The 26,463-nt window shown below is 64.2% G+C and carries 24 protein-coding genes, 1 tRNA gene and 3 pseudogenes; 7 read left to right on the top strand and 21 right to left on the bottom strand.

The window, feature by feature from the left end:
• Positions 1–211: 211 nt before the first annotated feature.
• Positions 212–1,036, bottom strand: coding sequence for a hypothetical protein (locus QM797_RS25450; protein ID WP_283278507.1), 825 nt, complete (start codon positions 1,034–1,036; stop codon positions 212–214).
• 82 nt (positions 1,037–1,118) lie between these two features.
• Entirely contained in the window at positions 1,119–1,259 is a 141-nt protein-coding gene (locus QM797_RS25455; protein ID WP_283278508.1) for a hypothetical protein, read from the bottom strand.
• 283 nt (positions 1,260–1,542) lie between these two features.
• On the opposite strand from QM797_RS25455, the gene QM797_RS25460 reads away from it, so the two are divergent.
• On the top strand, positions 1,543–2,733 hold the full coding sequence (locus QM797_RS25460; RefSeq protein WP_283278509.1) for a site-specific integrase: 1,191 nt from the start codon (positions 1,543–1,545) through the stop codon (positions 2,731–2,733).
• Positions 2,734–2,745: 12 nt separating this feature from the next.
• A pseudogene (locus QM797_RS25465) lies at positions 2,746–2,910 on the top strand (site-specific integrase); the annotation flags it as partial.
• Between the two features lie 69 nt (positions 2,911–2,979).
• On the opposite strand, the gene QM797_RS25470 reads toward QM797_RS25465, so the two are convergent.
• The 4 genes from QM797_RS25470 to QM797_RS25485 form a co-directional block, all read right to left on the bottom strand.
• The gene (locus QM797_RS25470; protein ID WP_283278511.1) at positions 2,980–3,240 is read right to left on the bottom strand and encodes a hypothetical protein; all 261 of its coding nucleotides are present in this window, start codon (positions 3,238–3,240) and stop codon (positions 2,980–2,982) included.
• 164 nt (positions 3,241–3,404) lie between these two features.
• Positions 3,405–3,929: a hypothetical protein gene (locus QM797_RS25475; protein ID WP_283278512.1), complete on the bottom strand. Its 525-nt coding sequence runs from the start codon at positions 3,927–3,929 to the stop codon at positions 3,405–3,407.
• Positions 3,930–4,354: 425 nt separating this feature from the next.
• Positions 4,355–4,430, bottom strand: a tRNA-Thr gene (locus QM797_RS25480).
• 66 nt (positions 4,431–4,496) lie between these two features.
• On the bottom strand, positions 4,497–5,192 hold the full coding sequence (locus tag QM797_RS25485; RefSeq protein ID WP_283278513.1) for an SDR family oxidoreductase: 696 nt from the start codon (positions 5,190–5,192) through the stop codon (positions 4,497–4,499).
• Positions 5,193–5,280: 88 nt separating this feature from the next.
• Here QM797_RS25485 and QM797_RS25490 point away from each other — a divergent pair, with 88 nt between their 5' ends.
• Positions 5,281–5,799 (top strand): CGNR zinc finger domain-containing protein, encoded by a 519-nt coding sequence (locus QM797_RS25490; RefSeq protein WP_283278514.1) that lies wholly within the window; start codon positions 5,281–5,283, stop codon positions 5,797–5,799.
• On the opposite strand, the gene QM797_RS25495 is transcribed toward QM797_RS25490, so the two are convergent.
• The 5 genes and pseudogenes from QM797_RS25495 to QM797_RS25510 all read right to left on the bottom strand — a co-directional run bounded on the left by QM797_RS25495 (position 5,796) and on the right by QM797_RS25510 (position 11,117).
• Positions 5,796–6,932, bottom strand: coding sequence for a DNA polymerase III subunit delta' (locus tag QM797_RS25495; protein ID WP_371833908.1), 1,137 nt, complete (start codon positions 6,930–6,932; stop codon positions 5,796–5,798). The two genes, QM797_RS25490 and QM797_RS25495, sit on opposite strands and share 4 nt — an antisense overlap.
• A pseudogene (locus QM797_RS26415) lies at positions 6,929–6,967 on the bottom strand (hypothetical protein). The gene QM797_RS25495 and the pseudogene QM797_RS26415 overlap by 4 nt, the downstream one beginning before the upstream one ends.
• A gap of 117 nt (positions 6,968–7,084) precedes the next feature.
• Positions 7,085–10,078 carry a type I DNA topoisomerase gene (gene topA, locus QM797_RS25500; RefSeq protein ID WP_283278516.1) on the bottom strand — a complete coding sequence of 998 codons (2,994 nt, stop codon included), beginning with the start codon at positions 10,076–10,078 and terminating at the stop codon, positions 7,085–7,087.
• Positions 10,079–10,187: 109 nt separating this feature from the next.
• Positions 10,188–10,775 carry a hypothetical protein gene (locus QM797_RS25505; protein WP_283278517.1) on the bottom strand — a complete coding sequence of 196 codons (588 nt, stop codon included), beginning with the start codon at positions 10,773–10,775 and terminating at the stop codon, positions 10,188–10,190.
• A gap of 138 nt (positions 10,776–10,913) precedes the next feature.
• On the bottom strand, positions 10,914–11,117 hold the full coding sequence (locus tag QM797_RS25510) for a cold-shock protein (RefSeq protein ID WP_005248460.1): 204 nt from the start codon (positions 11,115–11,117) through the stop codon (positions 10,914–10,916).
• A gap of 395 nt (positions 11,118–11,512) precedes the next feature.
• Here QM797_RS25510 and QM797_RS25515 point away from each other — a divergent pair, with 395 nt between their 5' ends.
• Positions 11,513–13,882, top strand: coding sequence for a DEAD/DEAH box helicase (locus QM797_RS25515; protein WP_283278518.1), 2,370 nt, complete (start codon positions 11,513–11,515; stop codon positions 13,880–13,882).
• 70 nt (positions 13,883–13,952) lie between these two features.
• On the opposite strand, the gene QM797_RS25520 is transcribed toward QM797_RS25515, so the two are convergent.
• Positions 13,953–14,720, bottom strand: coding sequence for a FadR/GntR family transcriptional regulator (locus QM797_RS25520; RefSeq protein WP_283278519.1), 768 nt, complete (start codon positions 14,718–14,720; stop codon positions 13,953–13,955).
• A 97-nt stretch (positions 14,721–14,817) separates the two neighbouring features.
• On the opposite strand from QM797_RS25520, the pseudogene QM797_RS25525 reads away from it, so the two are divergent.
• Positions 14,818–16,528 (top strand): annotated as a pseudogene (locus QM797_RS25525) (L-lactate permease).
• Between the two features lie 51 nt (positions 16,529–16,579).
• Positions 16,580–17,842 (top strand): alpha-hydroxy acid oxidase, encoded by a 1,263-nt coding sequence (locus QM797_RS25530; RefSeq protein ID WP_283278520.1) that lies wholly within the window; start codon positions 16,580–16,582, stop codon positions 17,840–17,842.
• A gap of 25 nt (positions 17,843–17,867) precedes the next feature.
• Here the strand turns inward: QM797_RS25530 and QM797_RS25535 are convergent, their stop codons facing one another.
• The 7 genes from QM797_RS25535 to ssd form a co-directional block, all read right to left on the bottom strand.
• Positions 17,868–18,233, bottom strand: a complete 366-nt coding sequence (locus QM797_RS25535) for an Rv3654c family TadE-like protein (protein ID WP_283278521.1) — start codon at positions 18,231–18,233, stop codon at positions 17,868–17,870.
• Positions 18,230–18,541 carry a TadE family type IV pilus minor pilin gene (locus tag QM797_RS25540; protein WP_283278522.1) on the bottom strand — a complete coding sequence of 104 codons (312 nt, stop codon included), beginning with the start codon at positions 18,539–18,541 and terminating at the stop codon, positions 18,230–18,232. The genes QM797_RS25535 and QM797_RS25540 overlap by 4 nt, the downstream gene beginning before the upstream one ends.
• 23 nt (positions 18,542–18,564) lie before the next feature.
• On the bottom strand, positions 18,565–18,768 hold the full coding sequence (locus QM797_RS25545) for a DUF4244 domain-containing protein (protein WP_283278523.1): 204 nt from the start codon (positions 18,766–18,768) through the stop codon (positions 18,565–18,567).
• Positions 18,769–18,831: 63 nt separating this feature from the next.
• Positions 18,832–19,404: a type II secretion system F family protein gene (locus QM797_RS25550; protein WP_283278524.1), complete on the bottom strand. Its 573-nt coding sequence runs from the start codon at positions 19,402–19,404 to the stop codon at positions 18,832–18,834.
• On the bottom strand, positions 19,401–20,180 hold the full coding sequence (locus QM797_RS25555) for a type II secretion system F family protein (RefSeq protein WP_283278525.1): 780 nt from the start codon (positions 20,178–20,180) through the stop codon (positions 19,401–19,403). The genes QM797_RS25550 and QM797_RS25555 overlap by 4 nt, the downstream gene beginning before the upstream one ends.
• Positions 20,177–21,361: a TadA family conjugal transfer-associated ATPase gene (locus QM797_RS25560; protein ID WP_283278526.1), complete on the bottom strand. Its 1,185-nt coding sequence runs from the start codon at positions 21,359–21,361 to the stop codon at positions 20,177–20,179. Before QM797_RS25560 ends, QM797_RS25555 begins: the two co-directional genes overlap by 4 nt.
• Positions 21,358–22,473, bottom strand: coding sequence for a septum site-determining protein Ssd (ssd, locus tag QM797_RS25565; protein WP_283278527.1), 1,116 nt, complete (start codon positions 22,471–22,473; stop codon positions 21,358–21,360). The genes QM797_RS25560 and ssd overlap by 4 nt, the downstream gene beginning before the upstream one ends.
• Positions 22,474–22,807: 334 nt before the next feature.
• On the opposite strand from ssd, the gene QM797_RS25570 reads away from it, so the two are divergent.
• Positions 22,808–23,653, top strand: a complete 846-nt coding sequence (locus QM797_RS25570; protein WP_283278528.1) for an HAD family hydrolase — start codon at positions 22,808–22,810, stop codon at positions 23,651–23,653.
• 359 nt (positions 23,654–24,012) lie between these two features.
• On the opposite strand, the gene QM797_RS25575 is transcribed toward QM797_RS25570, so the two are convergent.
• Both QM797_RS25575 and QM797_RS25580 read right to left on the bottom strand, forming a co-directional pair.
• Entirely contained in the window at positions 24,013–24,759 is a 747-nt protein-coding gene (locus QM797_RS25575; protein ID WP_283278529.1) for an oxidoreductase, read from the bottom strand.
• Between the two features lie 30 nt (positions 24,760–24,789).
• Complete coding sequence (locus tag QM797_RS25580; RefSeq protein WP_283278530.1) at positions 24,790–26,463, bottom strand: ABC transporter ATP-binding protein; 1,674 nt, start codon at positions 26,461–26,463, stop codon at positions 24,790–24,792.

A 26,463-nucleotide genomic window follows, 5' to 3' on the forward strand; every position in this document is an offset into this window, starting at 1 on the left:
TGAACGCGCCCACCATGGCCGCGTAACCACTGTCCACTTTCCGGGGTGAACCTCACAGTGCGTCCGTGCGCTTTTCGCGGTGTATGTCATCACGCAGCGCACGTTCAGATCGTCACGCCGTCTCTCAGACACCGGTACGCCGTCTTTATACAACCTCGACACACACAATCCGACGTGCACCGGACCACCGTCGATCTGATCTGCAATCAGATCATGTCCGCGATTGCAGCCTCAGAGCAACGTCATTGATTATGAGCTGCGCTACTTCCAGGCACTCGAAGCACAAGTCTTGCACCTTCGCGAGTTGTCGGTACTCCAGGATTGGCTCGAACCTTCCGCGCTTCTCCGCCACGGGCTTCGTGACGTCCAGCTCGTGGGCAATCTGATTTCGCGCCCGAAACGCACGCTCTAGCAATGTCCAACTCTGCTGGTTTTTGTTTGGGCTAATCCGCTTCCTCAGCTGCGGATCGATTACACCCATCGCCCCTGCCAACTCTTGAACCCGCTCTGCGGACTGCGCGCTTGCTGCAGTTAAGGATCGAATCCACTCGGAAACGACCATGTCTCGAGGTGAAGAACCCTTGTTCAGGAGCAGCCTGACCAACGCCGACGGGTCGACCTGGCCGTTTGATCCAGTGACGTTCGCTTCTGCGAAAGACTGCAGCTTCTCGCTTGAGTGTGGATCGAACGATACGAGCGACGGTAGTGAGTTAGCAACCAATCGCTTGAGCGAGGAATCGACACCTGCACCCGAAAATAGAAGCGCTGCCCGGAGCCCATCCTGAGCCGACGCCGTCATCCTTCCCTGTGGAGCTTTTCCCTCAGCAGCCTTTTCCATTGCGTTGATCATCTTCGCCCAACGCAGAGCACTGCGTGCGCTCGTCGTCGCCGCCGTCAGCGCGTTCGACGCTTCTGTACATTCGCTTGGCATTTCAGACAGAGGAAGCACGCTCGGCGAAGGGATCTCTTCGTCCAGAAACTGTCTTGCCACAACATCCCGATAATTGAACGCTTCTACTTCTCTGGCGATCGACACTCGCTGATCCAAGCACACAATCAGAAGCTGGCGCGTCTACCACTCAGCCCGTCATCCTCAAGACAGGCGACGGGCTGGGCGGCTACGCGTTGACTGGTTCGACCCAGTGCTGCGCAAGTCCTCGGTTGTAGTTCATCCCGGCCTTGGTGCGAGCCTCGGCAATGCTCAGGTTGTGCCACATCGTGGAGTTGCCGAATCGCCGACGTTCCCGCCCATTGGTCACCCACACACACCACTGGTGCCAGCGAGAGTCGTTTTCCTTACATGGAGCTGCGACTTGAGGCAGGGTCCAGCTACGCGTTCGCCATTGTTCCCGACACCGTCGAGGACAGCACGTCGACATTTGGATCTAACGCGGCTCAATGGAGCTACTTCGAGGAATGGTTGCAACGCAAACGGGGACTTCAGTTTTCCGAACTCTCCAATCAGTAGGAACCATCCCCGTGTCGGGCCCTGCACTTCGGTGTGGGGCCTGACTTGTATCTCCGTCCAGAAAGGCGAATCTCATGGCAGGCTCGATCTACAAGCGTTGCGGCTGTACAGAAGTCGACCCCCGCACCGGCGAGCGCAAGCAGCGAGGCTCGACGTGCCCGGACCTCAAACGACCTGATGGCGCATGGAACCCCAAGCACGGCAAGTGGGGCTTCACCGTTGGCTACTTCGGCCCAGGTGGTGTACGTAAGCAGAAGGCACGCAACGGCTTTGCAACGAAGGGAGCTGCGCAGGCCGCCCTCGACGAGTTTCGTGCGCGTGCGTCCAAGGGGCAGGTCGTCAACGATCAGCTCACCGTCGCGGACTATCTGCGCGAGTGGATCAAGGCTAAGTCCGACATCAAGGCGAACACGGCTGCGCACTACGCCCGCTACATCGAGAAGGTCTGGATACCTGCGATCGGACACGTCCGCCTCAACGATCTTCGGGTTGGCCATGTCGCCGCAGTGTTCGATGACATCAACGACCGCAACGAACGGGTCGCCAGAGGCGCTGTACTCGGCCGTCGCACGACTGGCGCTGCGTCACAACAGCGAATGCGCGCGGTGCTGCGTTCAGCCCTCTCGGACGCGATGAGGGAGGGTCTCGTCAGTGCGAACGTCGCCGCACTCGTGAAGATGCCCAGCGGGAAGCGACCGAAGGCGAAGGTGTGGACCGAAGAACGCGAGCAGGTCTGGCGTGCAGAAGTCGAGGCACTGCTGATGAAGGGTCGCTCCGTCAAGCGCGCCCGCCTCCTCGCCACGAAGCCTTCGCCCGTCATGGTTTGGACACCTGCACAACTGGGCGCATTTCTCGACGCCGCATCGGAGCATCGGCTGTACGCGCTCTGGCATCTGCTGTCGCATCGCGGGCCACGTCGAGGTGAGTCGATCGGTCTCGAATGGCCGGACATCGACCTGAACGCCGGAACCGCGACCATCGAACGTCAGCGCATCTCCGTGATTGGGAAGGTCATCGAGGACACCCCGAAGTCTGATGCCGGCGGTCGAGTCGTGGCATTGGACCGCGGGTGCATCGACGTTCTGCGAGCGCACCGGGTCCAGCAGCGCAAGGATCGGCTGGTGTGGGGTGAAGCATGGGTCGACTCGGGCAAGGTGTTCACGCGTGAGGACGGTTCGGCCCTCGACCCTGAGTGGGTGTCCGACGAGTTCATCCGACTGTGCATCGACGCCGACCTACCGCACATCCGTCTGCACGACCTCTGACACGGCGCAGCGTCGCTCATGCTCGCAGCCAACGTCGACATGAAAGTGGTCCAGGAAACGCTCGGCCACGCGAACCTCGCGACGACGGCGAACACCTACACATCGGTCTACCCCGACGTTGCCCTTGCAGCAGCAGAGGCGGCGTCAGCGATCGTCCCGCGTCGTGCACGTTCGTAGCTTCACTCGCTGGCACGCAACCACAGTTCCAGTCTGAGGATTTCAAGCGCCGCGACGACTCGCGGACGGTCAGGGTCGTAACCTGCTTCGACCCACACCGCCAGCTCGATCTCGTCCATGCTCGATTAGGCGCAATGGTTCGGCGGTTGGTTCCGTTTCAGCTTCCCGCGCCCTGAGCTGCAGCGCAATCTTGGGGCGCATGACCACCGCACAGATATACGCAATTTCGCGCAGACGATTCAGGTCGACTTTGCTTGCAGTGCGCGACGCCAGAACCAGAACCAGGCAGATCGCCAACTGCGAGGCGGGATAGATCAAAACCCACGTCATGGGTCACTCCTAAAACATAAGGGTAGCCACGAAAGTCGATACCAAAGAGCATCGACCCAAAGTCCAGTTCGTCCGTGAGGGGCCGTCTGTACTTAGCGGACTACTTATCCATCAACCTCCGTGTGTGATGAACCCTTGGTCGGGAGTAACCACTTCACTGTAGCTCAGATCGGTTCTTGCAGGTCGCGTATACCTAGGTCAGCGCGAGCCGCCTTGAAGAACCTCTGTCGTTTGGCTTCAACATTCGAGCCGGTGGATGGGGGCATCGCATCGCGAACCTCTGGAGGAGCAAGAAGCATCACCGTTTCCATCGCTGAGATGACCGCCTCGCTGTAACGCTGAGCTTCACCCGCGGCCCGTGCTGCCTCGGTACGGACTTCTACTGCGTTTCGAAGTGCTGCCCCATCTGAGGGATCGGGCTCTGGCAGAGCGGCTGACTCCGCGATTGCGGCGTCAGCTTCGCGTCTTGCGTAGTCCAGATTCGACCAGTTAGACATCAATGACGCGTACGCCTCCCTCCGCACGTCAAGGAACCGTGTGGCGGTCTCGCGATCGTACGTTTCACGCCTGACCTTCTCGTCCTCCTTGTGCTGAACCTCTAGCAACCGTCTGCTGCTCCGCGCTTGTAGAATTGCTCCGCCGAACCCACCTGCAAGCGCGGCAACAGCACCGATGAGCACTTCCCACATGTGCGCCTCCCGCGATTAGCGTATCCACACCGCCCGACAATTCGCGTGCATACGTCACGTACGGTGCGATCGTTCAGTCGACGCGCGAGGGGCTCTCAGCGACCGATCTCAGCGGGTTTCGATCGCTCTTACGATCGCTGCCATGCCAGCGCCCATGGGACATCACCGCAACTGCTCACATGACAGATCACAGATGGCGATGAGACGATGCCGAGCCAAGCGGGCTTCGATGCCAACTCGCCCAGCCAAAGAGAAACGCTGCGAGGCGTGTGGGTGGACCAAATCGGTCGACAGCTTCGAACTGCCGAGCGATCTCTGCCTACGGTGCACCGGATCGAACGTTGACACAACGTGATCACACAGCGCGTTCGTGCGCACATCAAAAAAGACCCCCGACATGCTGTTGCATGTCAGGGGCCTGCTGGTGGAGCCGCCTAAGAGAATCGAACTCTTGACCTTTTCATTACGAGTGAAATGCTCTACCGACTGAGCTAAGGCGGCGTGCCTTTCGGCGTTGGTGAGTCTAACGGAGCATCACGTCGAAACGAAAATCGCCTCCCCTCGCGATCAGCCGGCAAGGCCGAGTCCTTCTGCCGGCCCGCTGAGGATCGACTTGACGTGCCTGGTCAGGTCGTCGGCGAGCACTTCGGTCTCGCCCGCTTCGATAGCGTCGAGAATCTGGCGCGCCACATCGAGTGGGTCGTTCTTCGGCACGTCGAGTTCGGCGATCATGTCGGTGTCGGTATACCCCAGATGAACTCCGACGACCAGCGTCCCCTGCGGGGCCAGCTCGAGCCGCAGCGAGTTGGTCGCCGACCAGATCGCCGCCTTCGATGCCCCGTACGCCCCCGCACCGCCCAGCCACGACAGCACCGAGTGGATGTCGATCAGTGCTCCGCCGCCGTTCGCTTTCAGGATCGGCGCGAACTCCTGCGCAATCCGCAACGCACCGAACACGTTGGTCTCGAACACCGCGCGAACGTCCTCGATCGACGTCGTCAGCAACGGTGTCGTACCGGGTGCCCCGGCATTGTTGAACACGATGGACACATCGGATGCGGTATCACCAAGGGCAGCAACCGAATCCGCGTCGGTGACGTCGAGTGCTACCGGAAAGATGCGAGGATCCGAGTCCTCGCGCGGGTTCCGTGCAGTCGCGTACACCTTCACTGCCCCACGCTCGAGCAATGCATCGACCGTCGCCTTTCCCAGACCGCGCTGACCGCCGGTCACCAACACTGTTGCTCCTTCAATCGACACCATGGCCGTCACCTTTCGAGACAGAGGTAAAATGCATTTGATTCTGTCATTGATAGTTGACCGGTGCGACATAGTCAAATACTGTTCACTTATGTCACAGTCGGCGACAGAGCGCTTTCACCTCGCACCGGCACCCGACGGCCTGCAGGTGGTTCAGAATCTGTTGAACACGCGAGCTATCGACGTGTACGGACTCCCCGACCTCATCGCCGACGGGAATGCAGCGTCCACGACCTGGGGAATGCCGCTCTCGGACGACGATGCAGCCACGCTGCGGGCCTTGCGATCCGATGTGGAAGCGGCCATTGCAGGCGAAATGGCTGCGCGCCCGGCCGTCCGAGTCGAGCTCGTACCGGACGTCGATGGAACGGTACGACTGTCACCGACCGGCACTGGGGCCGACTACATTGCGTCTCGGATCTGGTCCGAAGTGCTTCTCGCACAACGGTCCGACACGTGGCGTCGACTCAAGCGATGCAAGAACGAGTTGTGCGGATCTGCCTTCTACGACCGCTCCCGCAACAACAGTGGCGTCTGGCACGACGTCAAGACCTGCGGCAACGTTGCCAATCTTCGGGCTTCGCGGGCACGGAAAAGAGCGAAGGACTAACGCAGCACGTCGCCCAGAGTCGCCACCATCGCATAGATCGCGAATTTCGGTTTCGCGTTGACCGCCAACGACTCTCGACATTCGAGGATCGCCTCGATGCTCTTCAGTAATGCCTCGGGCGATACAGCCTTCGCCATGCGCTCGACTTGCTCGGCCATGTCGGGATGCGTTGCAGTGGCGGTCGATCCGTACGAGCGAGCGAGCGCGTCTCGGTACAGGCCCACGAGATCCATCAACGCCCGGTCCAACGAATCACGCCCGGTTCTGGTGGCCCGAGACTTCTGCCGCTTCTCGAGGTCCTTGAGCACACCGGCAGACCCGCGCAATGCGCCCGCCGCACCCTTGCCGGTTCCGCCCGCGCCCAGAGCCGTACGAAGCTCCTCGGTCTCGGCCTCGTCGCGGGAGGCACTCATCTCCTTGGCCTCGTCCTCGGCGGCCTTCACCAGTTCCTCTGCCGCGAGGTAGGCCTGATTGGGCCGGGCTGCGGCCGATGCCAGAGCCAGTGCCCGTTTGCGCCGCGCTCGCGCGTCCTCGTCGGTGGCGAGGCGACGCGCCCTGCCGACGTGCCCGCCGCTGATCGATGCGGCCCACTCCGCCGTCTCCGGATCGAGCTTGTCACGGGTCTGCAGCACCTGAGCAATTGCCGGCACCGTGGGCGTCACCAGTGAGACATGACGGCATCGGGAGCGCAAGGTCACCGAGATGTCCTGCGGATCGACCGACGGAGCGCACAACAGGAACACCGTCCGCGCCGGCGGCTCCTCGACCACCTTGAGCAACACGTTTCCGGCACCTTCGGTGAGACGGTCGGCGTCCTCCACCACGACCACCTGCCACAGACCTGTGCTCGGCCGCCGTGAGGCGATGGAGACGATGTCGCGCATCTCCTTGGTGCTGATGCTCAAACCCTCGGGTACGACGCGTCGCACATCGCCGTGAGTGCCGGCCATGGTCGTCGAACACGCCTGACAATGCCCGCACCCGGGAACACCCTCGGTAGTGCACTGCAACGCCGCAGCGAAGCACAGGGCAGCGATGGAGCGGCCGGACCCGGGAGGGCCGGTGAAGAGCCACGAATGCGTCATCGCCGACGAGTCGACGCCCGTACGGGCAGCCACCGAAGCGGCCGTCAGATCGGCCTCGACATCTTCCTGACCGACCAATCGATCGAACACACCCGCCATACACGCAACCTTAGTGGTTGCGCCCGACAACCCGAACCCGCGAACTCGCAGTTACGGCGACTCTCGGCCGTCTTTCCGTCCACAACTTCGAGCTCGACGGACTACTCCCCGTCGGTCTTCTTCGCAGGAGCCTTCTTGACCGGGGCCTTCTTCGCGGCAGTGGTCTTGGTGGCGGTCTTCGTGGCAGCAGCTTTCTTGGCTGGAGCCTTCTTCGCCGCAGTCTTCTTTGCCGGGGCTTTCTTGGCGGCCGCCTTCTTGGCCGGTGCCTTCTTCTTCACCGGACCGCGAGCACGCCTGTCCGCCAACAACTCCGACGCACGGTCATCGGTGATCGACTCGACCTCGTCGTCCTTGCGCAGACTCGCGTTGGTCTCGCCGTCAGTCACGTACGGTCCGAAGCGACCGTCCTTGATCACCATCGGCTTCTCACTGATCGGGTCGACGCCCATCTCGCGCAGCGGCGGCTTGGCTTCACCCTGACGACCCCGACGCTTGGGCTCGGCGTAGATCTTCAGAGCCTCTTCGAGACTGACCGTGAACATCTGATCCTCGTCGGCGAGCGAGCGAGAGTCGGTGCCCTTCTTCAGGTATGGGCCGTATCGACCGTTCTGCGCAAGGATCTCTTCCTTGGACTCCGGATCGACTCCGACGACGCGGGGAAGCGAGAGCAGCTTGAGGGCATCCTCGAGCGTGATGGTCGCCAGATCCATGGACTTGAGCAACGAGCCGGTCCGCGGCTTGGGGCCGGTGGCCTTCTTCGCGGCAGCCTTCTTGGCCGGTGCTTTCTTGGCTGCAGCCTTCTTCACCGCAGTCTTGACGCCGCCGCCACCATCACCGTCGCTACCGGACGGGATCGGCACGATGTCGGGCTGAGGCGGCGTCGGCTCGGGTTCCGGCTCGGGCAGGATCTCGGTGACGTACGGCCCGAAACGACCTTCCTTCGCGACGATGTCGTGGCCGGTCAACGGATCGACGCCGAGCTTGCGGCCCTCTTGTGGTGTGGCGAAGAGCTTTTCGGCGAAGTCGAGAGTCAGCTCGTCCGGCGGAAGATCGTCGGGCAGGTTGGCGCGCTGACTGATCGGGTCGCCGTCGGGATCGTCGTCGTTCTTGACCATCCGTTCCAGGTACGGACCGTAACGGCCCACGCGCACATGGATTTCGCGTCCCTCGGAGTCGTCGAACAGACGGATCGAGTTGATGGTGCGCGCGTCGATCTCCTCGAGATTCTGGCCCACCATCTTCTTCAGGCCACCGGAGCGCGCGACCGAACCCTCGGCACCGGTCTCGCCGCCGAAGTAGAAATTCTGCAGCCAATCGCCGCGTCGCTCACGGCCTCCCGCGATGGCGTCGAGATCGTCTTCCATGCCGGCGGTGAAATCGAAGTCCACCAGACGCCCGAAGTGCGCTTCCAGCAACGCAATCACCGAGAACGCTACCCACGACGGCACCAGAGCACTGCCACGCTTGTAGACGTAACCGCGGTCGAGAATGGTCTTGATGATCGACGAATACGTCGACGGCCGACCGATTCCCAGCTCTTCGAGCGTCTTGATGAGCGACGCCTCGGTGAATCGAGCCGGCGGGTTGGTGGTGTGACCGTCGGGATCGAGCTTGGTGGCCGTCACTGCCTGGCCGGCCTTCAGCGCGGGCAGGCGAGACTCGGCGTCGTCGGTCTGACCGCCCGCCTCGTCGTCGACGCTCTCGACGTAGGCCTTGAGGAAGCCGGCGAAAGTAATTGTGCGGCCCGACGCCGAGAACGTGCATTCCTCGCCGGTGCCTGCGGTTCCGGTGATGCGCAGCGTCAGCGTGGTGCCGCGCAGATCCGCCATCTGCGACGCCACCGTGCGCTGCCAGATCAGCTCGTACAGCCGGAACTCGTCGGTCTGCAGCGCCGAGTGCAGCTGACCGGGAGTCTGGAACACGTCACCCGCGGGGCGGATGGCCTCGTGCGCCTCCTGCGCATTCTTGACCTTGCGGGTGTACTGCCGCGGAGTCGGATGCACGTACTCGGGGCCGTAGAGCTCGCTCGCCTGCGCCCGTGCCGCGGAGACCGCCGAAGCGGAGAGCGACGTCGAGTCGGTACGCATGTAGGTGATGTAGCCGTTCTCGTACAGACGCTGCGCGACACGCATGGTCCGTTCGGAACTGAACCGCAGCTTGCGGCCGGCCTCCTGCTGCAGTGTCGACGTCATGAACGGCGGGTACGGCTTACGGGTGTACGGCTTGTCCTCCGCCGACGCGACCGTCAGATCCACGCCTTCGAGAGCCTCGGCGAGGCGTCGGGCACGCGGTTCGTCCAGCACGGTCACGGACTCGGTCTTGAGTTTGCCGTCGGCCCCGAAATCGCGGCCGGCGGCGACGCGATTGCCGTCGACATTGACCAGTCGGGCTCCGAAACTGCGGGGGCTCGCCTCGGCACCGGCGTCGAGCGTGGCCGAGATGTCCCAGTACTCGGCGCTGCGGAATGCCATCCGCTCGCGCTCACGCTGGACGATGATGCGGGTGGCGACGGACTGCACTCGGCCCGCCGAGAGCTTCGGCATGACCTTCTTCCACAGCACCGGGCTCACTTCGTAGCCGTAGAGGCGGTCGAGGATACGACGGGTCTCCTGGGCGTCGACCAGGTCTTTGTCGAGGTCGCGAGTGTCGGCGGCGGCCGCGAGGATCGCCGGCTTGGTGATCTCGTGGAAGACCATGCGTCGAACAGGGACTTTGGGGTTCAGGGTCTCGAGGAGATGCCAGGCGATGGCCTCACCCTCGCGGTCGGGGTCAGTGGCGAGATACAGCTCGTCGGCGTCTTTGAGCAGGCTTTTCAGCTCTGCGACCTTGCCCTTCTTCTCGGGCGAGACGACGTAGAGAGCCTCGAAGTCGTGGTCGACGTCTACGCCGAGACGCGCCCAGGGCTCACCTTTGTACTTGGCGGGTACGTCCGCGGCACCGCGGGGAAGGTCGCGAATATGGCCGACGGAGGCCTCGACGACGTAGTTGCTCCCGAGGTAGGGGGCGATCTTCTTTGCCTTGGTCGGAGACTCGACGATGACCAGACGACGCGGCTCGGCGGAGCTGTCCCCCGTGCCGTTCTTACGTGCTGCCACCTTGCTGCCGAACCTTCCCTAGTGCGTTTTCACAGGCAGATTTGCCTGTCCCACTACTAACAGACTGACATACGTCGACCAAATACTCGCAGATCAGTCACATATCGGCCTACTTCGCGTGCGGCCAAATGGTACGTGCGTCCACGTTCCGGGGAGCCTCACCGACGTTCTCGGTGAGACGCAGGAGCCGTCGTCGACCGGTGATTCTCAGTCCCGGATTGGAGCTGCGAGTGCCGATCAGCGTCGGCGCGATGCCGGCGCGCATCAACGACTGCGCGAGGACGGAATGGGTGTCGGGTGCGTGGGGATCGAGTCCGAGCACGTACCGCTCCCCCTCGGCCTCGGGACGACCGGACGCGAGCACCCAGGCGCGGAGTTCGCGAGAACCCGGAATCCACCCGGGAGGGACGGCTTTGACAGCACCCTTGGTCCACAGAGACGCCAGTGCGAACAGTTCGGGCACCGACGCGGTACGCACCAACGGCCGGTTTTCCTCCGATCGCCCCAGCTCTGCAGTCAGACCACACTGCGCGATGAGTTCGGCGATGGCATCCGCGCGCCACTGCGCGTCGACGACGACAGAAATACGGGCCGAACCCGCGGAGGTGACGACGTGGCCGGTGGCAGCCAGCAGCCCACTGAGATCGGTCACCGCGGGCGGCAACGATTCGGCGGAGAAGAAGGACAGCTGGTTCACAGCATGGACATTAGGACATCGGCGGCCACGCTCACGGCTTTCGCCGCACCCGGGTGGTTCGGATATGCGTCATCCCCCTCCCTCGATCGACTCCACCGGAGCCCACCGCGAAAGGGGGATGACAGTTCTCGACTCGGATCAGACTGCGCGAACGCCCGTAGCCTGGGGACCCTTGGTGCCCTGGCCGACCTCGAACTCCACGCGCTGGTTCTCCTCGAGGGTGCGGAAACCGCTGCCCTGAATCTCGGAGTAGTGGACGAAAACGTCAGCGGAGCCGTCTTCTGGTGCAATGAATCCAAAGCCCTTTTCGGCGTTGAACCACTTCACAGTTCCCTGTGCCATGCTTTTCCTTCTCTTTCTAACACCGGATTCGATGGAGCGCACTTTCGATCCATCGGGCCGGTTCCGACCGCTGCACTTTCTGCGAATCCCCCTCAGGATTCCCCCTGATGGACGAGCTCTCCCAGTACCGCGCCCGCAACGTGAGATCCTGCGAAGCGTAGAACGAACACAGAAGCTGCGACCGCGTCAAGTGAACCATGAACTCCGCGTTCGCAACAGTCGAAAACCGACCCTTTTCGAACAATTTCCGATGTTGTGGAATCACACAACACTGGCAGGGTGAATTGCCGCCCTCACCAGGGCACGAAGGAGCCGACGGGGGCCCGCGATAGCATGGGGATGTCGCGAACAGCCCGACGGCGCTTGTAGATCGAACGAATGTATGGAGACCGGCAGTGAGCGAGAATCATCCGCTGGGCGGTGCGGATGGCGGGAGCTACGGGCAGCGGTTGTTGGATCGGGTATTGGCGGGTTCGCCCACGAACGAGAGCCCGCTGACCCACGTCGCCGAGCTGCCGGCACGGGCCTCGCAGTTCGCTTCTTGGCCGTCGTGGGTGGGCCCGGAAGTGGTGCAGGTGATCACCTCTCGTGGGATCTCACAACCGTGGACCCATCAGGCGCGAGCGGCAACGCTCGCCGCCGAGGGCAATCACGTGGTGCTCTCGACGAGTACGGCATCGGGCAAGTCCCTGGCCTATCAACTCCCCATTCTGACGACGCTGTCCGCCGACGCCCGCGCCACCGCGCTGTACCTGGCTCCCACCAAGGCACTCGGTGCCGATCAGCTACGCACCACCATCTCGATCACCGACGAGTTGCGTTCGACATCAGACGAACTCGCCGAGGTGTTCCCCAGCGCGTACGACGGCGATACCCCGATCGAGATTCGCCAGTGGGCCCGCGCCAATGCGCGCTGGATCTTCACCAACCCGGACATGTTGCACCTCGGCATTCTCGGCTCCCACGAGCGATGGTCCCGGTTTCTGCGCAATCTTCGCTACGTCGTGGTCGACGAATGCCATTACTACCGAGGTGTTTTCGGATCCAATGTCGCGCTCGTGCTTCGTCGATTGCGACGCCTCTGCGCTCGCTACGGCGCGTCCCCGGTGTTCGTTCTCGCCAGTGCCACGACCTCGGAACCCGGACGGGCGGCGAGCCGACTCATCGGAGCGCCGTGCCAGGAGGTCACCGAGGACGGCTCTCCGCACGGAGCCCGCACCGTCGCACTGTGGGAACCACCGCTGCTGAAAGAGATCACCGGCGAAAACGGCGCTCCGGTAAGGAAATCCGCCGGAGCGGAGGCGTCGCGCATCATGGCCGACCTGTTGGTCGAGGGCGCCCGAACGCTGGCTTTCGTTCGATCCAGGCGCGGCGCCGAGGTCACCGCGCTGGGGGCTCAGAGAATTCTCGCTGACGTCGATCCGCAATTGGTGCGACGCGTCGCCGCCTATCGCGCAGGGTATTTGGCGGAGGACCGACGAAAACTGGAATCCGACCTGTCCGACGGCACCCTGTTGGGGGTCGCCACCACCAACGCACTCGAATTGGGCGTCGACATCGCCGGTTTGGACGCGGTGATCGTCGCTGGCTTCCCCGGTACCGTCGCGTCGTTCTGGCAGCAGGGCGGCCGCGCCGGACGTCGCGGAGAAGGATCGCTGCTGGTGCTCGTGGCGCGCGACGATCCACTCGACACATACCTGGTGCACCACCCCGCAGCCCTGTTGGACAGGCCCGTGGAGGCCACCGTCACCGACCCCACCAATCCGTACATTCTGGCCCCGCAATTGCTCTGCGCTGCAGTCGAACTGCCGATAGGACTGGCCGAGGCCGAGGAGCTGAGCGCGGAATCGGTACTCGAAGAGCTCGAGCTGAAGGGCTACGTGCGCAAGCGTCCGCACGGATGGTTCATCACGCCCGAGGGCCAGCAACTCTCGCCGCACGGTGCGGTGAACATCCGCGGCGGCACCGGTGTGCAGGTAGCCATCGTCGACGGTGAATCCGGCCGCATGCTCGGCACCGTCGACGGCGGACGAGCTCCCGCCACTGCACATCCCGGTGCCGTCCACATCCACCAGGGCGAATCGTTCGTGGTCGACGAACTCGATCTCGAAGCCGGTCTGGCGTTGGTACACGCGGAGCAACCCGAGTGGAACACCTCGGCCCGCGAGATCACCGACATCTCGATCACGGCGGTGCACGAATCCGTCGACTACGGCGAGGTGCGCGTCGCACTGGTTCAGGTGAACGTCACCCATCAGGTCGTCGGATATCTCCGACGCCTGCTCTCGGGCGAGATTCTCGATTCCATCGAACTCGACATGCCCGCGCAGACACTCGACACCCGAGCCGTCATGTACACCATCACCCCGGAGTTGTTGGAGCACAGCGGTGTTCCGTACGAGCGATTCCCCGGATCTCTGCACGCGGCCGAGCACGCCGCCATCGGGTTGCTGCCCTTGGTCGCAACGTGCGATCGATGGGACATCGGCGGAGTGTCGACAGCCCTACACCCCGACACCGGGCTGCCGACGGTCTTCGTCTACGACGGATACGACGGCGGAGCCGGATTCGCCGACCGCGGCCACGTGGCCATCGCAGATTGGCTCGCTGCCACGAAGGACGCCATCGTCTCCTGCGAATGCCAGACCGGATGCCCATCCTGTGTGCAATCCCCCAAATGCGGAAACGGCAACGATCCACTGGACAAAGACGGTGCGATTCGAGTGCTGACCGCGGTACTCGCGGCCGTCACTCGGGAGGGTTGAGCGGCTGGGTTCAGCGGCAACGGCAAACGCGCGCGCGTTTGCGGTGGCTGGGGCATCGTCAGCAGTGGCATCAGGACGGATCGCTACCGATGCCGATCGACAGAGCAACGGCAGACGACCGGATGTGCTCTTCGGCCGACTTCATTGCGAGCTCCGCATCGCCGGCTTCGACGGCGGCCAGAATCTGCCGATGTTCGGCCTTCAGTGTGTCGGCCAACGAGTCCCAATCCTCGATCTTCAACTGCGCAGCGAGGATGGGCGCACGCATCGATTCCCGGATTGCTGCGGTGAGCGACGCAACGAAGTCGTTACCCGAAGCCTCGGCCAAGGCGATGTGAAAGTTAGTGTCGGCATCGTTGAAGACCTCTCGGGTGACACCCCGCGCTTGCATGATCTCCACGGCGTCCCTGGCCTGCGCAAGCTTGTCCTGATCAGGTGCCACCGCGGCGAGGTGAACACTTGCCCGCTCCAGAGCAACTCGCGTGCTGATCAAGTCGTCGATCCGAAAGTTGGTCAGCGCGACGTGCAGGCGAAGGAGACGAGTGAGCGCCGGCCGCGGCAGAGCCGCGACGAAGGTGCCGGCACTCGGACCCGAACCCGGTGACGAGCGGAGGATTCCGCTGCTCTCGAGGACGCGCACAGCTTCGCGGACCCCGGCCCGGCTGACGTCGAGCTGCGTTGCGAACTCCCGCTCGGGCGGCAGCGGATCTCCGACGCGCAGGTCACCCGCCATGATCCGTTCTTCGATCGCATCGATGACAAGTTCGTGCGCACGAGCCCGCCGGACCGGCTTCCACGGAAGCGGTTCGTTCTGCGCCCGTCCAGCGTCGTCAGCCATACCGGTCATCCAACCAGAAGAAGGTCTGTGCCTTCAGCCTCTTGACCCCATTGAGTGTGATCCATATCATTCTCTATGTGGTCAGACCTCACACACCCTGAAGGTCTCGAATGGAGTAACTGTGTACACACCCGAACTTCAACCGCTCGCGGGCAGCATCGGACTGTCGGCCGCGGTGGCCTGTCTGCCGCTGCTGACGGTCTTCGTCGCGCTGGGCCTTCTTCGCTGGAAAGCCCACTTCGCCGGTCTGGCCGGGCTCGTCGTCGCACTGGTGGTGGTGGTCCTCGCCTACGACATGCCGGTGAACCTGGCCGGGCTGTCGGCCACGCAGGGATTCACCTTCGGGTTGTTCCCGATCGTGTGGATCGTGATCTGTGCGATCTGGTTGTACGAGCTGACCGTGACGAGCGGACGATTCGACGACCTGCGCCGCATCATCGACTCGATCTCCGACGATCCGCGCATCCAGGCCATCATCATCGCGTTCGGCTTCGGCGGGCTACTCGAAGCCCTCGCCGGATTCGGCGCCCCCGTCGCCATCACCGGTGTCATGCTCCTGGCCATCGGTTTCGCTCCGATGCGCGCAGCCGTCGTCGTACTGCTGGCCAACACCGCGCCGGTTGCCTTCGGTGCCATCGGCATTCCGATCCTCACTGCCGGCAACCTGACGGGCATCGATTACCACGAGATCGGCGCCTACGTGGGCCACCAGACCCCGTTCATTGCCCTGTTCGTGCCGCTGTTCATCGCATTCCTGACCGATGGTCGACGCGGCGTCGCCCAGACCTGGCCGGTTGCCCTGGCCGTCGGCGTCGTGTTCGCCGTCGCGCAGTGGGTCAGCGCAACCTGGATCTCGGTCGAGTTGACCGACATCATCGCCTCACTGGCGGGCATCGCCGCAGCAGTCGTCGTTCTGCGATTCTGGAAGCCGACCGGATCCGATGCGGCTCGCGAACGCATCCTCCTGGCCCGAGATGCCGACCTCGATTCGGGGAGTTCGGGCACTGCCCCGATCACGCCTGCACCCGTCGCCACCCTCACCGTCGAAGCCGCACCACTGACGACCCAACGAGTGTGGCTCGCACTGTTTCCTTATCTTCTGGTCATCGCAGTGTTCTCGGTGGCCAAACTATGGTCCCCGGTCACCAAGTTCCTCGCCTCGACCGACATCGCCGTACCGTGGCCCGGTCTCGACGGCAACATCCTCACCGCCGCCGGTTCCCCCGCCGCCACCACCATCTACAAGTTCACCTGGCTGTCCACGCCGGGAACACTGCTCCTGATCTGCGGTGTCATCGTGGCCGCCGTCTACCGCGTCAGCGCTCCCGACGCCGCCCGTCTGTTCGGCAGCACCCTGATCAAACTCCGATTCTCCGCTCTCACGGTGGGCGCGGTTCTAGCGCTCGCCTACGTGATGAACCAGTCGGGGCAGACCATCACCATCGGCACCTGGATCGCCGGCACCGGCGCATTTTTCGCCTACACTCTCCCCGATTCTCGGGTGGCTGGGAACCGCGGTCACCGGTTCGGACACCAGTGCCAACGCCTTGTTCGCGACGCTGCAGCAGACTGCAGCGATCAACGCCGACATCGACCCCACCCTGCTGGTCGCCGCCAACACCTCGGGTGGTGTGGTGGGAAAGATGATCAGCCCTCAGAATCTCGCCATCGCCGCGACCGCGGTGGGGTTGGTCGGGCGAGAGTCCGAGATATTCCGAAAAGTCATCGGGTGGAGTCTCGGCCTACTGCTTGCCATCTGCCTCTTGGTCGGACTCCAGAGTTCGGTACTGGCCTGGATGCTCCCCTGACCCGTTCTCGCCCCCACTCACCGCAATACTGCACAGAATCGAGACCATGACATGCCCATCAAACGGCAGATTCCCAAAGCTACCGACCTGCGCGAGGTCCTCTCGTTCAAGAAGCCCGATCTGAATCTGCGTCGGCGACGACTGAACGCCGCACTCACCATCGACGATCTCCGCACCATCGCCCGTCGTCGTACCCCACGCGCGGCATTCGACTACACCGACGGTGCCGCCGACGCCGAGATCTCGCTGTCGCGGGCTCGTCAGGCCTTCCGCGACGTCGAGTTCCATCCCTCGATCCTGCGGGACGTCTCCTACGTCGACACCTCGACGACGGTGTTCGGTGGGCCGTCCGCGCTCCCGTTCGGTATTGCACCGACGGGATTCACCCGCCTGATGCAGACCGAGGGTGAATACGCCGGTTCGGCCGCAGCCGGGGCAGCCGGAATCCCGTTCTGCCTATCGACTCTGGGCACCACGTCGATCGAGGACGTCAAGGCCACCAATCCGAACGGGCGAAACTGGTTCCAGCTCTACGTCATGCGAGACCGTGACATCTCGTTCGGGCTGGTCGAACGCGCCGCGAAGGCAGGCTTCGACACACTCCTGTTCACGGTCGACACACCGGTCGCCGGAGCTCGCCTGCGCGACAAGCGCAATGGGTTCTCCATCCCGCCGCAGTTGACCGCGTCGACGATCGCCAACGCCATTCCACGCCCATGGTGGTGGTGGGACTTCCTCACCACCGACAAACTCGAGTTCGCCTCGCTGTCCTCCACCGGCGGCACGGTCGGAGAGTTGCTCAACTCGGCGATGGATCCGTCGATCTCGTTCGACGACCTCGACGTGATCCGGAAGATCTGGCCCGGCAAGCTTGTTGTCAAAGGTGTTCAGTCGGTGGCAGATTCGGCCCGACTCGCCGAACTGGGAGTAGACGGGATCATTCTGTCGAACCACGGAGGCCGACAGCTCGATCGTGCTCCCGTCCCCTTCCATCTTTTGCCTGAGGTCGTCCGCGAAGTCGGCTCCGACTTCGAAGTCGCTGTCGACACCGGCATCATGCACGGTGCCGATATCGTCGCCTCCATCGCGATGGGTGCGTCCTTCACACTCGTCGGCCGGGCGTACCTCTACGGCCTGATGGCGGGCGGCCGCGAGGGCGTCGACCGCATGATCGACATCCTGCGCGAGGAAATAGTGCGCACCATGCAACTGCTGCAGGTGAATTCGCTCGCGGAGCTGACCCCGGAGCACGTCACTCAACTCACTCGATTCGCCCCTCTGCAGTCCGGGGCCCGCGCGCTCACACCACGCTGACCGCTGGAGACGGGCGGGCGTCCGGTCACCCCGGCCCCGCCCGCGCCGAGGCGGTGGCGTCGGACATTCCGAAGCGTCCGAGAAACACCGGCTGACCCACCGTCACGATCACGTCCCACTCGTCGATCGTGCACTCCTGCAGTTCCGTACCCATTCGCACCGCCAACGCCCGCGCAGATTCACACGCATCTACCACCCCACGATCAAGAGCCCCCGCCCCGGCCAACGCAGCGAGATCGGCCGCCGACTGCGCCTGATGACGAGCGCCCACCGCCGAGCCGACGTGCATCACCATCACCACGACGGCGATCAACGCCGACATCGCCAGCGCCGCCAACACCGTCGCGCCACCCTCGTCATCACGCAGCACCTTCCGAAGACCAAGCCTCATTCGGGCACACTCGGTTCCGCAGCAGCAACCGCCTCCGCCGACAGCGTCAATCCCGGCAGCGGACTCTCCACCTCCACCCTCGCGACGAAGAACTCCCCGTCCTCGGTCACCGTGATGCGCGCACCCTCCGGCGCAACCCGCTCCCCCACCGAAATTGCTCGAGCCGCATCCCCTCTCGCCGCCAACCGAGCTGCCTCACGGGCCGCATCCACACAGCCGATATGCATCGTCACCGACACGATCGCACCGATGCACACCACGATCACCGCGACGATGGACGCGATAGCGAACGCCGCCTCCACCGTCACGGCACCATCGTCATCGCCTGCGGTCAGACGGTGGTGTTGAGCGCCTTGTCGATGATCCCCGTCAGTGCCGTCACGATGCTGTCGCCGGTCACCACCGTGTAGAGCACCGCGCCGAATGCCGCGGCCGCGATGGTGCCGATCGCATACTCCGCCGTGGACATCCCGTCGTCCTCCACCCCGAACAGAACGATCCGAGTCTTCAACTCCTGCAGTGCGTTCTCGATCATCTCGATTCCCCTCCCTGTTGTCCGGTGCGGCAGTTCCGCAACGGAAGATTGTGTGCGCGGCGGTCACAGCAGACCGCCGCCCAGTACGTTGCCCGCCAGGCCGATCACCACGGGGATGATCCCGAGACAGATGAAGGCAGGCAGAAAGCACAGACCCAGCGGCCCGCTGATCAGTACGCCCGCGCGTTCGGCTGCCGCGGCCGACGCGTCCTCGGCGCGAGTTCGTTGTGTCGCAGCCAGTTCCGTCATCGCCGACGCCATGGACGAGCCGGCCCGTGCAGATCGGCGTGCCATTCGCGCCAGTGCCTCGGTTTCCGGATCGTGCGCGACGGCGTCCCATGCGGTCTCGGCGTCGGCCCCGAGTTCGAGCAGATCGGCGGCTTTGCGCAGCGCCACCCCGAACGAGGCGGGAGCGGACTGCGCTGCGGCTGTAGCGGCAGTTGCTATCGGAAGCCCCGATCGCAAGCAAGCAGCGAGGAGGTCGAACGTCGTCGCCACCGCGAGTGGATCGGGTCTCGAAGCATCGACGGTGTCGATCTCGGCGCGGCCATCGGCTGCATGTCTGCGCAGCCCAGTGCCAACCGAAGGCACAGCCACCAACGCCGTTGCCAGACAGAGGACTGCAGCCCACATCATGTGGTCACCTTGCCGGTGATCGCGTCGGTCCACAGCAGGCCCGCGCAGCCGAGCGCCGTTCCGATACACAGCAGAATGCCGCCCATCCCACCGCCGAGCAGAATCTGCAGTGGCTTCGCACCCATCAACTGGCCGAGCGCAACACCGAGGATCGGCAGACCGGCCAGCACCAACGCAGTAGCCCGCGCACCGGCCAGCGACGCCTCGGTTCGTTCGCGGAACCGTCTGCGCCCCAGCATGTCGTCGCGAACGGCGTCCAGCAGCTCGGCGAGCGCGAGCCCATGCTCGTCGGCCACGTGCCACGCTGCGGCCAGCCGGCCGAGCTCGGCGTCCAGCAGCGAATCGGACGCGGCAATACCGTCGGCAGCCCTGCCGCCGAGCCTGGCCCGCGAGGCCGCACCGCGCAGCGCAGCCGAGGCAATTCCGCCGCATTCGTCGGCCGCCACCGCACTGGCCGTGGCGGGGTGAGATCCCACACGAAGCTCGCCGACGATGACCTCGACTCCGGTTGCCAACCAATTCAATTCGGTCGCACGTCGATCGCGCTCGAGCCGCCGCCTGAAGCGACTCCACCCGGTACCTGCCGCCACCGCCGCTGCGCCCACGGCCCAGACGCCACCGAGCCACCACACCGCGCCTGCCGCAACCAATGCAGCGCAGCTCGGCACCAGCCATCGCGGTACCGTCGATACCCTCACCTTCCCCCGCGGTAGGCCTCGAGACCCATTCGGCCACAACAGAACTGCGGAAGCGAAGAGCACCAGTACGGCCGTCATCGAGCATCGCCGCAGCGTCGGTCCAGCAGTTCGACCAGTCGACGCTCACCCGGCAGTGCGTCGCGGTCGACAGACCAGGCCGGCACGATGTGTACCCGACCGGTCGGATCGACGTCGACCACCCCGATCTCCCGGAGCCGTCGTGTACCGTCCGCGCTGCGATGAACGTGGAGCACCACCTGAACGGCCGCAGCAAGCTGACTGTGCAGCGCATCGCGTCCCATTCCACCCAGCGCTGCAAGGGCTTCGAGACGCGCGGGCACTTCGGCGGGAGAGTTCGCATGGATGGTTCCGGCTCCGCCGTCGTGGCCGGTGTTGAGAGCCGTCATCAGGTCGATGACCTCGGCGCCGCGTACCTCACCGACGACGAGCCGATCAGGGCGCATCCGCAGTGCCTGACGCACCAGTTGCCGCACCGATACCTCCCCCACGCCTTCGACGTTGGGCGCGCGCGCCACCAGACGCACCACATGCGGATGTGCCGGTGCCAACTCGGCCGCGTCCTCTACGCAGACGATCCGTTCGGCCGGGTCCACCTCACCCAACAGCGCGGCAAGAAGTGTGGTCTTTCCTGCGCCAGTTCCTCCGACCACCAGAAAGGCCAAGCGGCCGAGCACGATCCGGCGCAACAGTTCGTACCCGTCTTCGGTGACGGCACCGGATGCACGCAGTGCTGCGAGACCTTGGGTTGCCGGTCGCAACACCCGCAGCGACACACACGTTCCACCGCTGGCCACCGGTGCCAGCACAGCATGCAGCCGGACGCCGAACACGTCCCGCCCCACTCCGGGCAGCCGACCGTCGACCCAGGGTTGCGCGTCGTCCAATCTCCGACCGGCCGACAGGGCGAGCCGCTGCGCCAGCCGGCGCACGGCCGATTCGTCGGCGAAGCGAATCTCGGTGCGTTCGAGTCCGCGCCCACGATCGATCCATACCTGGTCCGGCGCGGTGACCAGAACATCGGTCACTCCCGGCTCGGACAGCAGCGGCTCGAGCGGGCCCGCTCCGGTCAGCTCCGTCTGCAGAACACGAAGAGCCGCAAGCATATCCGTGTCACCGATGACACCGCCTGCCTCGGCTCGGATGGCCGCGGCCACGGTCGCCGGAACGGGAGCGGCGGCAGATACAGCAAGGCGATCACGGACGCGGTCCAACAGATCCGCGGTGACGACGGCGCTCATGCTGCCCACCGCCGTCCGCTGGGCTTCTGAGCGAATGTGTCGAGCACGCTGTTCGCGGCAGCGGCCAGTGGTGATCGGCGGCCCAGCACGAGGCCGCCCCGCTCGAGACGCTCGGCCAATCCCGGCTCGGCGCGCATCGACGTCAACAGCGGTAGATCGAGGGCGACGGCAATGTCGTCGGCCCGCAGCCCGCCCGGCGCAGGCCCTCGAACGACGATACCGACGTTGGCATTTCGATCTGCCACGTGCGCTGCCACCGCTTCCGCGGAGGTGACGGCGCGTAGCTCTGCCGGCAGTAACAGCACGACGAGGTCCGCGGCCGCGTACAGCGCGTCGGAGATGTCGCCGGGGTGACGCGGGACATCGCACACCACCAGATCGCCCGCTGCGCGTCCTGCGTCGAGCACAGCCGTCACAGCGACGGCAGTCAGCCCGATGCTCCGGCTCTCGGATCTGCCAAGCGCCAACACCGACAGACCGTCTCGCGAGGGCAGCGCACCGTGCAAGGCGTCAGCGGATACTCGACCCCCTTCGACGACCAACCCGGACCACCGGAGACCGGGCGTGTTCTCCCAGCCGAGCAACAGATCGAGTCCACTGCCGTATCGGTCGCCCTCCACGAGCAATGCGCGCCAACCCACGCTACTGCCGCTCAGACCGAGTGCAGCAGCGAGCGTCGACGATCCCGCTCCACCCCGCGCGCCGACCACGGCGATGACGCCACCATCTCCAGTCGGTGCCGATGCGGGCTCGCCGAGTATTCGAACGAGCGCGTCCTCTTCGGAGGGCAGCGAGATCACCTGTTCGGCCCCGAGGGCAGTGGCGGTTCGCCAGTCGTCCAGAGTGGGCGGCGCAGCCGTGACCAGAATGACACCCTCCCGCCGCGGGAATCCGCTCGACAATGCCGTCTCGGCGGACGAGAAATCGATCAGAATAATTCCGGTGCGATCCCAGATCGACCGCGTCGAACCGATACCGACCAGTAAGTTCTGCTCTTCCACAACACAATCCGCGGCTGCAGCAATTCGGTACACGTCCTCGCGGAGGCCGCGAAGTTCGATCGACATCATGACCGCCGGCTGTGCGCTCCGTTGTCGCGAGTCCGTTTCCATGCGCCAAGCCTGCGTGAGAATCTGCTCGAGATGCGCGCGACTTGGGAAAATGTGGATAGATTCGGCCCTGTGGATGAATAACGGTACTGATGTACCAAATTTCGGCCTACCCCAGAAAAGAGGACGACCCTCGCCAGGGGGGGAGGAGGCGAGGGTCGTCTGGTTCAGCCCCGGGGGGTCGGGCTGAACACCGCCCGGAATGAACCGGGCTCGTAGAAAATACTACACCCGTGGACATCCTTGTTTGCAAGTTCAACCGTCGGATTTTCTGGACGAAGTTCTGCCGAGTCCCCCAGTGTCACCACGCAACATCCACCGGTCACCACCGGCCACTATGGTGACAAACGTGACCCAGAGCGCGAGCAACGACGACGCCCCCGCCGGCCGACGCCCAGCGCGCGTCGCGGCATTCTTCGACCTCGACAAAACGATCATCGCGAAGTCCAGCACGCTGGCTTTCAGCAAGCCGTTCTTCGACCAAGGTCTCATCAATCGTCGCGCGGTACTCAAGAGCAGCTACGCGCAATTCCTGTTCCTGCTCTCCGGGGCCGATCACGACCAGATGGAACGCATGCGCGCCCACATCGCAAGCATGACCGCCGGTTGGGATGTCGAACAGGTCCGCGCTGTCGTCGCGGAAACCCTGCACAACATCGTCGATCCCCTCGTGTTCGCGGAAGCCGCCGACCTCATCGCAGACCACAAGCTCCGAGGACACGATGTCGTGATCGTCTCGGCGTCCGGCGACGAAATCGTGCATCCCATTGCAGAACTGCTGGGAGCCGACCACAGCATGGCGACCACGATGGTGACCGTGGACGGAAAGTACATCGGCGAGGTCGACTTCTACTGCTACGGCGAGGGGAAGGTCGACGCCATGAACTCCCTGGCCGCGCAACATGATTACGACCTGGCTTCGAGCTACGCGTATTCGGATTCGATCACCGACGTACCGATGCTCCGCGCTGTCGGGCACCCGACGGCCGTCAACCCCGATCGCGCACTGCGCAAGGAAGCCGCTTCCAACGGATGGCCGATTCTCACGTTCTCCAACCCGGTTTCACTGCGATCGCGTATCCAGACCCCGTCCGGAAAGACCGTAGCGGTCAGTGCCGCAGCAAGTTTCAGCGCTCTTGCCGCAGGTGTGGTCACCTACGGACTACTTCGTAGAAAACGATGAGGCACAAACCCTTGATGTGAGGCGCGTCACGGGGTACAAAGGACGTACGGAAGAACGCAAGGCCAAGAACGAATCGGAAGAGAAGATTCGCTCTCCCGACCGGGATTCCCAGCACGGACACCGGCACCCACGCGGAGCTTGCCACCTAATGGCAGAAGCGCTGTGGGCCTGCGAAATTCGCCAATGATCAGCAAGAACCCTGCACCGGTTGCAGGGATGACCTCATCACTGTCGAATTCTCGCCGAGGCCACGTGGTAGTCCATCACAGCCCACCTGTGCACGCTTGGTAACCAGGCGCTCCGTGCTAACGGGCGGCGACGTCGACGCAAGTCGACATCGCCGCCCTTTTACGTTCTCACTACTGCGCAGCCTCGGCAATCGAAGTCGCCTCTGCCGCACCGGCTTCGAATGCTCCGCAGCACAGGATCACCCAACTCCCGACGCCCGTCGCAGTACCCTCGGCGAATCCCGACGCGCCGTCTCGGTACGCGTTCGCTCGACGCATCCAGCTCACCTCGGGCACGCCGAGGTTGTGCGGATCGAATCCCGACGATGCGGCCACCAGCCTCGATGCAGCCCGCGCAACGATGCCGTCGGCCGATCCGAAAGCTTTGAGCGTCAACAACTCACCGTGCACCACTGCGGCGATCACCGGGGCGGGTGCCGAGGTTCCGCCGGTCACCAGCTGAGCGAGCAGATCGAGTCGCTCGCCGACTCCCGCATCGCCACGAGGACGACCGAGGGCGGAGGCGTCGTCGACGAGGTCGGCCGCGGCCAACAAGTGCAGGCGAGCAAGGGTCTGCAATGGGGCACGCTTCCAGGTCGACAGCGTGTTCTGCAGAGCGTCACCGTCCAGGGCGGCGGCGACTCGGAGCGCGCCGGCAAGGATGGGGTCGCCTTCTTCGCCCTCGCGGGGAAAATCCATCGAACCACCCTCGAGCGCGGACGACGAGCGAGCCGCACGCACCGCAGCCTCGGCTGCGTTGGCGGGCCAGCCGCGACGGTTGGCCTTGTGCCGATGCACCGCGCCCAGAGCGTCACGCGCACGTTCGGCGGAGTCGACAACTCCGGGCAGTTCCAACAGCGGGGCGAGGGGGTCCGTCACGACAGACGACGGTACCCCCTCCCCTTACCCCTACTTTGCCCCTGCCGCCAACAGCTCGGCGCGTGCCTGGCGACGCTTGGCCTGTTCGGCCGGATCCGGCACCGGGACGGCCGCGAGCAGCCGCTTGGTGTACTCGTTGGTCGGACGGCGCAGGATCTGGTCCGTCGTACCGAATTCCGCCAGCTTGCCCTTGTTCAGCACCGCGATGCGCTTGGCCAGTACCTCGACCACAGCGAGGTCGTGACTGATGAACAAGCACGCGAAACCGTACTCACGCTGCAGTTCCTTGAACAGATCCAGCACCTTCGCCTGCACCGACACATCCAACGCGGACGTCGGTTCGTCGGCCACCAGCAGCGTCGGCTCCAGGGCGAGCGCCCGCGCGATACCGACTCGCTGGCGCTGCCCACCGGACAACTGGTGGGGATACCGGTTGCGCATGGTCCGCGACAGGTGCACCTGATCGAGCAGTTCTTCGACCTTCTTGTTCCGCTCGGAGGCACCGAGTTCGGTGTGCAACAGCATCGGCTCGGCGATGGACTGGCCGATCGGCCAGCGCGGGTTCAGCGACGAACCCGGATCCTGGAAGACGATGCCGACCTTGCTGCGCACCGAACGCAGGTCACGGTTGGACATGTTCGTGATGTCGACGCCGCCGATGGACAACGAGCCGCCGGTGAGCTTGTTCAGCCCCACCACGGCCTTGCCGATCGTCGACTTTCCCGAGCCCGATTCACCGACGAGTCCGACGACCTCACCCATCTCGATGTCGAGGCTGACCCCGTCGACGGCCCGGAACACGGTACGGCCCGGGTAGTCGATGACGCCGTCGACGATGCTCAGAGCCCGAGTGTCCTCGACAGCGCTCGGCTGGGCGATGGTGCCCGCCGCCACGGACTCCATGCTGCTGCCGAGGTGCGGAACCGAGGCGAGCAACTGCTGCGTGTACGGATGCGCCGCGTTCTTGAAAATTGTTTGTGCAGCATCGGTTTCGACGATGACGCCGTCCTTCATCACCGCGATGCGGTCGGCCATGTCGGCCACCACACCCATGTCGTGGGTGATCAGCACGATCGACGCGTCGATGCGGTTACGCAGGTCGCGCATCAGGTCGAGGATCTCGGCCTGCACCGTGACGTCCAACGCGGTGGTCGGCTCGTCCGCGATCAGCAGCGACGGATCCGACGACAGCGCCTGAGCGATCATGGCGCGCTGACGCTGACCACCGGAGAGCTGGTGCGGGTAGTAGTCCACCCGAGTCTCCGGATCAGGCATCTCGACGAGCTTCAACAACTCGACGGCCCGCGCCTTCGCTTCCTTCTTCGACAGCGACGTGTGCGCGCGGATGGCCTCGGTGATCTGCCAACCGATCGAGTACACAGGATTGAGCGCCGTCATGGGCTCCTGGAAGATGACCGCTACGTTCTTACCGCGGATAGGAGCCAACTGCTTCTCCGGCAAGCCGACCAGCTCACGCTCGCCGAGCACGATGCTGCCCGAGACGCGCGAATTGTCGGCCAGCAGGCCGGGAATTGCCATGGCGGTGGTCGACTTACCGGATCCGGACTCACCGACGATGGCGAGGACTTCTCCGGCGGCGACCGTGAACGAGACGGAATCGGCGGCCTTGCGCCATACCTTCTCGACCTCGAACTCGACCGTCAGATCGGTGACGGTCAGAACCGTGTCCTTCTGGATACTCAT

This window comes from Rhodococcus sp. IEGM 1381, assembly GCF_030056795.1.
Lineage (GTDB): Bacteria > Actinomycetota > Actinomycetes > Mycobacteriales > Mycobacteriaceae > Rhodococcoides.